The sequence below is a fragment of the Candidatus Phytoplasma fabacearum genome (assembly GCF_030586805.1).
In the GTDB taxonomy this organism is placed as follows: domain Bacteria; phylum Bacillota_I; class Bacilli_A; order Acholeplasmatales; family Acholeplasmataceae; genus Phytoplasma; species Phytoplasma fabacearum.
In genome coordinates, this window is the sequence record NZ_JAOSIM010000012.1 from 1 (window position 1) to 13001 (window position 13001).

The following is a 13001-nucleotide window of genomic DNA, read 5'->3' on the forward strand; positions in this document are numbered from 1 at the left end:
ATCAAGATCGTTACCAAAAATTCAACAAAATTAAATTTAATTTTGTTGAAAATTACAAAAAAACAATAGAAAACCAAAAACATAAGTTAAAAGTAGAATTGCATTCTTTTTATGAATTAATTTAAAGTATTACGATTTATATAACAAAATAATTCTTATAATAAAATAATTAAGTTATTTTTCAGTAATAGATATGATTAAATCTCTATAAAAAATGGCTTTATCAAAATCTAATCTTTTAACAGCTTCTTTCATTAATTTTTTTAACTTAATCAATTCTTTTTTAGTAACATTTTGCGGATCGATATCAATATCTTTCATAAAATTTTTTTGAGAATTATGATGAAAATTAGTAATATTTATTTTTTTATTAATAATTTGAGGATTAACATTATATTTTTTATTGTATTCTTGTTGAATAGTTCGACGTCTATTTGTTTCAGAAATAGCTATTTTCATAGCATTAGTAATATTATCTGCATACATAATTACTTTACCTCGGATATTACGAGCTGCTCTTCCGATAATTTGAATTAAACTGCTTTCATTTCTTAAAAATCCAGCTTTATCAGCATCTAGAATAATCATTAAAGAAACCTCAGGTAAATCTAAACCTTCTCGTAATAAATTTACTCCGATTACACAATCATAAATACCCATACGTAATTTTTGTAAAATTTGTAAACGTTGTAAAGCTGGGATTTTGCTATGTAAAAAAGTAACTTTAATACCCATTTTTTTTAAATAAAAACTTAAATCTTCACTAAAATTAATGCTAATAGTGGTTACTAAAACTTTTTCATTTTCATTTTGCCTTTTTTTTATTTCTTTTGATAAATCATTCATTTGATTTTGGGTAGATCTGATTTCGATTTGAGGTTCTAAAATAAATGTTGGTCTAATTATTTGTTCTACTATTGGGATATTTTTGGTTAATTCATATTTTCCCGGTGTTGCCGATAAATAAATTATTTTATCTATTTTCTGTTCAAATTCTTTAAACTTTAATGGTCTATTATCTAAAGCACTCGGTAAGCGAAAACCGTATTGAATTAATTTTTTTTTTCTCGAGTAATCTCCGAAAAACATACCCTTAATTTGTGGAACAGTAATATGAGATTCATCAATAATAATTAAAAAATCAGAACCAAAATAATCAATTAAGGTAGTCGGAGGTTCTCCTTTTTTTTTTAAAGATATATGTCGCGAATAATTTTCAATACCTTTACAATAACCTAATTCTGTCAGCATTTCTAAATCATATTGAGTTTTTGTTTCGATTTTTTGAGCTTCTAAAAGTTGATTTTGAGATTTAAAATATTTAATTCGTTGAGTTAATTCTTTTTTAATTCTTTTAATACTTTCTTTTAATTTTTTAGGATTGGTAGCATAAATGGAAGCGGGAAAAATAATTACTCTAGTTAATTCTTTAATAATATTTCCATCGATTATATTAAAAAGTTGAATATTTTTAATTTGATCATCGTCAAAAATTAAACGAATTGCTTCTTTTTTTATATTAGAATTAATAAGATCTAAGATATTACCGCGAACACGAAAATTACCATTGTTTAATTGCGAATCATTTCTGCAATATTGCAATTCTATTAATTTTTTAAACAATTTATCCATAGGATAATTTTGATATTGATATAAATATAAAATAGAATTTTTATAATCTTCTATATCGCCTATTCCGAAAATACAAGATACTGACGATACTACAATAACATCGTCATGATTAATTAAAGAGTTAATAGCGTTATGACGTAACTCTACTATTTCTTCGTTAATAATTTTTTCTTTTTCAATATAAAGATCACGAGATACAATATATGATTCTGGTTGATAATAATCATAATAAGAAATAAAATATTCAACTTTATTATCAGGAAATATTTCTTTTAGTTCATTAAAAATTTGTCCCGCTAAAGTTTTATTATGCGCAATAATTAAAGTTTTTTTATTTAATTGATTGATAATATTGGCAATAGTAAAAGTTTTACCAGTGCCTGTAGCACCCAAAATAATTTGTTCTTTTTTATTTCTCTCAAAATTTTTTAATAGTTCTTTAATGGCTTGAGGTTGATCACCACTTGGTTTATTTAAGCTTTTTAATTTAAACTTCATATTGAGATTTATTCCTTATTTTTTTTAAATATTGACCAGTATAGCTATTGGAATTATTCATAATCTCTTCTATATCGCCTTTAGCTATAACATAACCACCATTTAATCCTCCCTGAGGCCCTAAATCGATTATATAATCAGCATTTTGAATAATATTTATATTATGTTCTATCATAATTATTGTATTTTTTTGATTAACTAATTTTCGTATTAATGAAATTAATTTTTCGATTTCAAAAAAATGTAATCCTTTAGTAGGCTCATCTAATATATAAATATTTTGAGAAAAATTATTTTTATATATTTTTTTGATTAAAAATAATCTTTGTTTTTCGCCATCCGATAAAATATTTAATTTACTACCTAGTTTTAAATAATTTAAACCTATATTTATTAATAACTCTAAAACAATCTGAATTTTTTTATGATTTTTAAAAAAAATATATGCCTCAGATACATCCATATCATAAATATTAGCAATAGTTTTATTTTTATATCGAATAGTTAAAGTTTCAAGATTGAATCTTTTTCCTTTACATTGATCGCAAGGAACTATAATATTAGGTAAAAAACCCATAAATATTTTTTTAAAACCTTCTCCGCAACAAGCATGACAAAAAGAAGAAACAGAATTTAAAATAAAACGGCGTTTGTTATAACCTTTAGCTCTTGCTTCAGGAGATTGAGCAAATAAGTTACTAACAATTTCCGAAATACCTAAATAATGGATTAAATAACATTTTAACTTTTTATCAAAATTTTGAGATTCTATATGAATAATATTTTTAAAATTATTTTGATTTTCTGTAAATATAACTTGATTCATCATAGATATATTTGGTTCAGAATTTTTAATTTTAATTAAACCTTTATATATAACTTCGTTAAGCAAAGTTGATTTTCCTGATCCGGAAACTCCAGTAATAACAACAAATAAGTTTAAAGGAATATTAAGATTAATATTTTTTAAATTATTAACACAAGCATGTCTTATTTTCATATAATTTGTAGACGATATTTGAGGTTTTAAACTATCCTTCGAATAAGAAATATTTTTTAAATATTTACCTGTTAAACTATGTTTATTATCTAAAATATTATTTATAGATCCGCAGGCTACAATAGTACCACCTTTATTACCAGCTTCAGGACCCAAATCAATTATATAATCAGCAGATAATATAATTTCTTGATCATGCTCTATTATTAATACAGTATTGCCAAGATTTACTAATTTACGAAAAATTTCAATTAATTGAATATTATTGTACGGATGTAAACCTATAGATGGTTCATCAATTATATAAATAACTCCTGTCAATTGAGAAGCAAGTTGATTAATTAATTTAATTCTTTGTGTTTCGCCACCTGATAAATCAGAAATACTTCTATTTAACTTTAAATATTCTAAACCTAATTTCTTTAATAAATTTAAACGTTGCTTAATAGCTTCTAAAGCATCTTGGATATTGATTTTTTCTAAATAGCTTAAATCAATATTTTCTATAAAATTTAATAATTCATAAACAGTTAAATCAGTTAATTCATAAATATTTTTATTATTAATCTTATAAGATAAAGCATAATTATTCAATCGAGTTCCAGAACAATTAGGACATATAAAAGAAGATTTAAACTTGTTTAACCAATTTTGAATATTAACATAATTAGAAAAATTTTTTTGATAATATTCGAGAATAGGGATAATCCCAAGAGGAAATGTTAAAACTTCATCAGATAATTCTTTAGGACCATATAATAAAATATTTATTATAGATTTGCTCATTTGGTTTAAAGGAAGATGGATATCGATTTTATATTGGTTGAAAAAACTTTTTAAATTATCTTGAAGATTTTCTGTTGAATAATCATTTTTAAAAGGTAATATAGCTCCATTTAAAATAGATATATTTTTATCTAAAATTAATTTTTCATCAAAAATAAGTATATTACCTAAACCTTTACATTTATGACAAATCCCCTTTTTTTTATAAAAAGAAAATAAATTCATTTTATTTTCTAATTGAGTTAAAGAATTTTTACCATCATTATAATTTAAATCAAAAGTCAATATTTTTTGATTATTAGAAAACATAATTAATATTTTATTTTTATTAAATTTTATAGATAATTCTAAAGCTGAAGTTAAACGTTCTTTAATGTTATCGTCAACATTAAAATGATCAATAACTAGAAAAATATTATTTAATTCATTTTTTTCTAAATCATTAATTTCTTCAATATTATTAAAAATAAAAAATTGATTATTAATAAAAAAATGATTAAAACCTTCTTTAATCAAATTTAAAATTGCTTTATGAGATATTTCTGTTGAATTTTCTCGGAAAGGAGATAAAATTATAATCTTTTGGTTTTTAAAATCGTTTAATAATTTATTGATTATTTGCTCTATATTATATTTTTGATAAGGCTGATTATCTTGGACATTATAAGAAACGCCAATATGTGCATAAATTAATTGTAAATAATAATAAATTTCTGTAATAGTGCCAACAGTATCTTTGGAATTATTAATAATTTTTTTTTGTTCAATACTTATTACTGGAGCTAAACCTGAAATATAATTAACATTGGTTTTTTTTGTAAATTGAAAAAATTTACGATCATAAAAATTTAAAGATTCTAAATAAATTCTTTGGCCTTCCTGATATAAAATATTTTTCACTAAAGAAGTTTTTCCTGAACCTGAAATACCAGTAAAAACCACTAATTTAAATTTAGGAATTTCTACATCAATATTTTTTAAATTATTTTCTCGAGCGCCTTTTATTATAATTGTATCTTTTGAATTACTAAAATTTTTATTATTCATAAATATCCTTTTAATACTACATAAAAATTAAATATTTTCTATTTTTTAGATTAAATAAAATTATTTATTTTTGCTTTATTATTAATTTTTCTATGAAAATTAATAGTAAAATTATGAACTTCTTCGCTCAAACAAAATAAAAAACGAAATAAAAAACTTTTTTTATTTAATAAAATTTCTTTATTTGGTAAAATTAAACTTTCTAATTGATGATAATTATTTTTTTTCAAAGCGCCTAAATCGAATTCTTTTATTAAAGTTTTTAAAATTTTTTGACTAATATTAAATTGCCCTATACCGCCATCGACTAAAATTAAATCTGGTAATGGCAAATTAAGATTAATTAATCTTTGATATCGGCGTTCAATAGCTTCTGATAAAGAATTATATTCATTCGGATCAGATTGTTTAATACGGAAAGCACAATAAGATTTTTTTTGTAATTGATAATTTTGAAAAACAACTATACCACTAACAAAATTTTTACCAAAAGAATGAGAAATATCAAATACTTCAATATAATTAATATTTTTTTGATATAATTTTGATAATTCATTTAAAGCTATAATTGTATCATCTATTTTAGCGCGATATAATAAATTATATTTATTTAAATTTTCTTCAGCATTTTTTTGCGCTAATTGTTGTAGTTTTTTTTCTTCATTATTAAATTTTAATAAAAACTTAGTATTAATTAATTTTTTTATTTCTGGATTATTTAAAATTAAAGATGGATTTAAAATAATTTTTTTAGGTAGTAAATTATTCTCATAATATAAATGTAAATAAGTTATCATATTATCAATTGGATCTCCAATATATTCTGATACTATTTGATAATGTTCTCTAATTTTTCCTTGATGCATTTTAAAAATATAAAGAGAAATTTCATTTTTATTAAAACAAAAACCAATAATATCACAACTTAAATGATTTTTTAATTCAATAACTTGTTTAATGATAATATTTTTTAAATGTTCTAAAATTTTATAATATTCTTGAGCTTTTTCAAAATTTAACATTTTAATAGCTATTTTAATCTCATTTTTAATTTTTTGTAAAATATTTTTATTTTTACCTTTTAAAAAATCATTAATTCCTTTAATATTTATAGAATAATCAATAGATTTATTTTCAGGACAACAAGGACCTAAGCATTCATTAATTTGATAATAATGACAAGGTTTTTTAGGAATAGGTTGGCAACGTCTTAAAGGATAAATTTTATGTAATAAACGAACTGTTTCTTTCATACTATTATTATAAGGATAAGGGCCAAATATTGTAGCATTTTGAGGAATATTTTTATAATAAGAAATTTTTAAACGCGGATGTATTTCGTTAGTAATTTCAATATAAGCATAATTTTTATCATCTAACAATTTAAAATTATATTTCGGAATATGTTTTTTAATTAAATTAGCTTCTAAAATAAAAGCTTCTAATTCGTTATTAGTAATAATATATTCAACATCACATATTTCATTAACCAAATTAAAAGTTTTGGAATTATGATTTTTAGAATAAAAATAACTTTTAATTCTTAAAAATAAATTTTTGGCTTTTCCAATATAAATTATATCATTATAACAATTTTTAAATAAATAACAACCAGATTTCTGAGGAAAGTTAATAATTTTAGTTAACAAAAGATTGTTAATTTGAATTTTTTGCATTTTTAAAGACATATTTTTATTATGACCATATTTCAAATCTTTTTAAAAAAATCTTTCAATAATTTTAATTTTAAAAAAAATATAATTTATAGTATTAAAATTTGTTTTTTAATTTTTAAATAAAAAGTTTTAATATTTTTTAATATTAAGTGATTATTAACTCTATAATAACTTAAAAATAAACAAAGGGCAAGTTTTTTTATTAAAAATATTTTTTAGTTAATAAATAAAAAATAGATATACACGAATGTATTAATAGCGAATATTTAATATAAATAATCTATGTTATATTAATAAACACCAAATAATGAAAATAAAAAAATCCTAATTTTTATAAAAAGAGTATAAATATAATTATAGAATTATTAAACATTAAATATAAATTATAACAATTCGAATAACGGAAAAATGCTCAACCAGAAATTTTTAGAAGGAGAGTTTTTTAGTAAATAATCAAAATATAAATTTTATCATTAAAATGCACAATAATATATTATTTATAGATTAAAAAGTATATTTCTTATAAATTTAAAAATAATTTTTACTATAGTTAATAAAAATAGAGATCTATTTTTTAAGAACAAAAATTTTTCAAATCTACATTCTTAACGAATTATAATTTTATTTATAAGTCAACAATATCATAAATAATATAAATTAAGCTAATCAAGAAAAAATCGTTTTCTAAAATTATTAAAATTTAATTATTTATGAACAATTATAAGAATAACTTTCTGTTTGAAATTTATATACAATGCATAAATAAATTTATCTAATTAAAAACTTCTAATTTATTTTTAAAAAGGCAATTTTAAAAAAGATTTAAAAATAAAAAAATATGGTTAAATTAATTTATTATCTTAAGAAATTTTTGTCCCAAGAGTAAACATTCCATGGTTCGTATTGGGTTTCCCTTTTATTAAGATAAGAAATCCCCCCAAGTTGACCCTATATTAAGTTTATTCATTCCCTGCTGGAGTTCTCTTTTCAGAGAGTAGCCATTTGATGAACAATATTGAATTCTATTCGATGTTCGTGAAAAGTTTAGTTTCTGGTGAAACCGTTGTTGACACAATATATCAACCTCTTTCTCGATACCATTGAATAAATAATAAATTACTTTCTTTTTTCGCCCTATAAGAGTAATTAACTCTCTTCCTGGTAAGCCGATTAACTAAATTATTCCAAATCTAGGTTTACCCTTACGACTACTAAAAAGATTCTTTATCCTTGACCATCCAGACTTTTATTTCCGGATTAGTAAACTTAATTACTTAGTTTTAGGATTCTCCAAGTTACACTAAATTTCTACCTTAATTCTTTAGGGGAAGTATCCTCTTTTGGAGGCTGATTCCAGGTTTCTTTCTTTGATAAACTACTCAATACTTGAAGCTTATATTAGTAGACTCTGGACTGTCCGTTTCAGCAACTTCCGGAACAGGTTTAACAATTACATCAATTTTCCTTCTTAGGCCATCTCAGGCTTCTCCATAGAATTATTTGGTGGCGGAATCCTCTTGACTAATTTGCTTTCGTCGCAACCCGCTTTTATGGTCTGCTGTAATTTGATATTCTTTCGTTTATCAAACCGACCATACCCACTCAGAGTTTATCGGCTCTGGCTATTGGTTAGATAGCAAGAAATTTAGGCCTCTTTGGCGCCCTTTTTAAAAACTTAATAATTTATGAATTTTACCTTTAAAGTTGAATCAATTTAAATCTTTTAGTTAATATAATAATTATATACATTAAATAATTATATTCTTAAATAAACTTTCATTGTTTTATTATTGGATTGTTATATAATTTTTGATAGAATAATCTAAATAATTGTTGTCGGTTGTTATTCATTTTAATTTTAATATCTTGTAATAACAATATTTTATATGATGAAACATATAATGAAGTTATATTATTAAAAATAACAAATAGAAAACATTTTTTGAGTCATTTCGGAATATTCTTGGTCTAATTTTTTTATTTTTATTAAATTAAGTTCTAAATTCATTAATTGGATTTTTTTTAATTGTGATTTTTGATACATTATTATTTGTTTATTTATTTTTATTAATTGATTAAATAAATAAGATAATTAAACATTTTCTGTATTTTCAAAATAATTATTAATACGATAATTAAAATTATTCGCTTAAGACAATAAATTTTGCAATGGATCATTATAATTTGTAGAATAATTAGAAATACTATGATATGTTCAATTATTATTCACAGCGAAAATAATATTATTATTTGTATTACAATAAAAAATAATGCTAAAAAAATCGAAAGAAATAAATTAATTTTTAATAAAAAATTTTTTTGTTTTAAATAATTGATATTATTCATATTTTATTTATTTTCCTTAAATTAATTTATAAAATCAATTTATATATTAAAAAGTTTATAAAAGTCATAAATTTATATAATTTAACTTATTTTTATAAGTATTTTTTAAAAATAACAGGGCTTGTCATTCAATTATCTATCACAAACGCCCCCATCTAAAACAACAGATAAGCAAATTTCCTAACATACGGATTACTATAATTTACTTTATCACAAGGAATAAACTGGTATCAACAATATTTAGTTGTTTATTTTTTATTCATTTTTTATTTATTAAATTCTTGGATGTTGCGTATTTGTTGATGAGTTATCTGAAGATAGCCATTCATACATAATACGATATTTTGTTTATACCTACCTACAACCAATTATTATCATGTACATCTTTATATTTTATAATGTTCAAAAAAACTTTTGCAAATATATGAAGATTCAAAAAAATCTTTATTCAAAAAGCAAACTCTTAATTATGATTAAGAGTATTAGGGGATAAAAATTCTTTATTTTTTTAATTATTTAAAAACTTTTTTATAAAACAAATCAAAAATTCCCGAAAAAGTATTTTGTTTTTGTTCAAGAGATTGTGTCATATACTGATATTTATTTTTTTCGTTTTTAGTTTTTTCGATTTCTATTTTCAATAAATTTAATTTCATTTTTAGTTCTTCTATTTTTTGATTTTGATTACTATTTGCTTGATTTTTAATTTCTAATTTTGTTTGAATATTTTTAATTTCTTTTTTTAAATTAGTTATTTCAATTTCAGTTATTTTTTGACTATTTAAAAACTCTTGCATTTTTAATTTAAGATTATTTTCTAAGATTTTTTTTTCTGCTTGAAGTTGTAATATTTCTGATTGTTGAACTAAAAATTTAAATTTAAAATCTTTTTTTTCTTTTTTCAATAAATTTAATTTTTCATTCATTTCTGCTATTATCTTTTTTTGAAATTCAATTTCTAATCGATTAAATATTGTTTGTTTTATATTTTGTATATTTTTTTTAACTTCATTTCTAATAATTAATTTTTTTAACCAAAAAATATACATATTAGAAGCTCCATTACTCATATATTGCAAATCTTCTAAAGAATAAGTATCATCTTTTTTATCTCTCTTTCCTTTATCAAAAAAAACACACATTAATTTATATTCATTAGGGCCTAATTGTTTAAAAGGAGGATTTTTAATTGTCCAAATAAGATCATATTTAATATTTTCTCCATTATAGCAAGGATAATCTAAAACCAAAGGACTAAAACATTCATAACAATTAAAATTTATTAAATAATTCGATATATCTTCTTCTTTTTCTAAATAAATATTATGAATATTCATATTATTAGTTTTATAGATCATATCTTTATTACTTGTAAAAGCCATCAAAAAATGAATATTTATATTTATAATCAATAACAATAATACAATTAATAAACCAATATTAATTGTTTTAATTATTTTTTTTAATTTAACCATTTTTAAGTCTCCTTTTTTTTATTTCTTTAACTTGATAATTGATAATAAAGAAATTAAAATTAGGAAATAATTGTTTTTGAAAAAATAAATTTATTTTAATTTTTATTTAGATTTTTTAAGCAAAAATTAAATTTTAATAAATCTAAAATTGTTGAATTATTTTAAATGCATAAAAAATTATTTATAATTTCTTATATTATAAATATTTATTAAATAATATTAAATAATAAATATTACTTTTTACTTATCAGAGAAATAATAATGATAATAATCATCATTTTTTAAGAAATAATTATAATACTAATTCAATTTTAATTTTAAAATAAAAATAAATTATTATTGATTCTTCGAAAAACTAGCAAAAATAAACAATATTAATTATAAATATAAAGAAGATATTTAGATAATTACTCGAAATATTATTAAATCGTCAAATATTGATGAAAATAAATAAAATATAAAATCTCAATTATAATTTTTATAATAATGAATAATAAATTATTTCTATAAATAATTCAAATATTTTTACAATTTAAACAAAATTTTACTTATTACAGAACAATTTTTTTAATTTTGATACCAAAAATAATAAATTAATATGGATAAGGATTAATAAAAAATAACATCAAAATAATTAAACATTTTGAATAAATTTAAATAAGTTAAAATTATAATTTTTACACAATTATATTTAATTGAATTCAATAGAAAAAATAATTCTTAACAAATATTCAAAAAAATATTTCTGTTATTATAATTTAATTTTTTCCCACTAGCAATTATATTATAATAATTTTCAAAAATTCTTATATTATTAAATTTTATAATCTTTTATGAAAAAATCATTTAAATAAATTCCAAAATTATTTCTATAATATTTAGGAACAAATAATTTATTAAATAATATTATCAAAATATATAAAAAATTAAAATTATTATTATTTTCTATTTTTTTTCATTTTTTTAAAATGAAATAAAAAATTTCATTTCTCTCTATCTGATGTTTTAAAAAAAGTCAATAATAAATTTTTAATTCTTGAACTTATATGTTTTTAAAATCAAAATAATATTTTGATTTCGTAAAATTATTTTTTATGAAACAATAATATAAATATAAATTTAGAAAGATATCTTAAATTATTTGTAATCCCAATCATATTTTTTAAAGATATTTTGTTTATTTCTTAAATTTTAAATAAAAAATTTTAATAATAAAGAATACAAAATAAGACAATATATTGAAATAGAAAGTATAACAAAAAAAATATAATAAACAACAATATAGTATGAAAATAAAATTTTTTTTATATTAATTATCATCAATATTATAAAATTTAAAAAAATTATTTTTATTAAAAAAATTTTAATTTTAATTTATATCTATTAAAAATTTTAACTAAAATATAACATTATTGTTTATGACTAGAAAAAAGTATTTTTATCATAATATAATCTTAATCCTGCTTAAAGTATTTTCTCAAATAATAAAAATATAAAAATTATGTATACTTATATATGGCTATACATTTTTTATTATGTATGGTATATTTAAAAAAATTATATTTAGAAAGAGTGCGCAAAAGATACCATAAATTCAATAGATTAACGTACTATCATAGTCGGGATAATACTATGAGACCACATAAAAATCGCAAGATGGGCTTGGTCAATTCGCTTGAAAAAGCAATGGACAACAGCAAAAGCATGAAAGCGTTGTGAGAAAAAATGATTTCAAAAGCATTCGCAAGGTCAGCAGTCATGGAAAAGGTGAAAATCCCTAAACGGTTAAAATGTTGTAATAAAATAAACCTCAATAGCTTATTATGGGCACCAAAGAGGCCCTAAATATTGTGTCATTTTACCAATTGCCAGTGCGATAAACACTTGTAAGGCTAAGAATGATTCTTGAATGGAAACTCTCAGGAATTACAGCAGTTCTTAAAAGCGGGTTGCGACGAAGTAGTTAGTCAAGAAGATACCGCCACCAAATGGTTCTAAGGATAAAGCAACTTCTTAGTAGTCGGAGGAGTAAAACTTGATCTGGAATGATAAAGAGAATTGTCCTCCCTGGAACAAGGTTAACGACCTTGATAGGGCGAAAGAAGTCAGTAATTTATTGTTTATTGATAAATTATGGAAAGCCGGATGCTGGGAAACTTGCTTGTCCGGTTTGGAGGGGGGCTATTTGTAATAGCTATCAGAAAGATAAATTCTTAGATCGAAACTCAAATAATCTATCCATATTAAGCTAAGAGCTCTAAGACGCTTAATTTGATAATCTTTCTCAAATTAAGATTATTCCCTAGTCAATCCTTTAATGGAAATTAGAGAACAAAAAACGTTTTAAAGATTTAAAAATATTTATTTAAAGATAAAACGTAAACCGTACCTAAAACTGCACGTAGAATTTATGAGTAACTTTGATCTCCCTAAAAGCACCTACTTAAGGTTAAAACTAGCAGCGCTAGGCTCAAGGGAAAAGCGAAACTTAGAGTAGTCGTCGGTTTCATCCTCAAATTGGAATATTTAAGGCTAACCCGA

The 13001-nt window shown here is 21.0% G+C and carries 5 protein-coding genes; all 5 read right to left on the reverse strand.

From position 1 onward, the window contains the following. Nucleotides 1-174 precede the first annotated feature (174 nt). A complete protein-coding gene (gene uvrB, locus OC705_RS01635) occupies nucleotides 175-2130 on the reverse strand; it encodes an excinuclease ABC subunit UvrB (protein WP_304512630.1) in 1956 nt (651 codons plus the stop codon). Next, a complete protein-coding gene (gene uvrA / locus OC705_RS01640) occupies nucleotides 2120-4963 on the reverse strand; it encodes an excinuclease ABC subunit UvrA (RefSeq protein ID WP_304512629.1) in 2844 nt (947 codons plus the stop codon). The genes uvrB and uvrA overlap by 11 nt, the downstream gene beginning before the upstream one ends. Before the next feature lie 50 nt (nucleotides 4964-5013). Next, the gene (gene uvrC / locus OC705_RS01645) at nucleotides 5014-6651 is read right to left on the reverse strand and encodes an excinuclease ABC subunit UvrC (RefSeq protein ID WP_304512628.1); all 1638 of its coding nucleotides are present in this window, start codon (nucleotides 6649-6651) and stop codon (nucleotides 5014-5016) included. Between the two features lie 1903 nt (nucleotides 6652-8554). After that, entirely contained in the window at nucleotides 8555-8683 is a 129-nt protein-coding gene (locus tag OC705_RS01650) for a hypothetical protein (RefSeq protein ID WP_304512647.1), read from the reverse strand. An 814-nt stretch (nucleotides 8684-9497) separates the two neighbouring features. After that, on the reverse strand, nucleotides 9498-10460 hold the full coding sequence (locus OC705_RS01655; protein WP_304514036.1) for a hypothetical protein: 963 nt from the start codon (nucleotides 10458-10460) through the stop codon (nucleotides 9498-9500). Between the last annotated feature and the right edge of the window lie 2541 nt (nucleotides 10461-13001).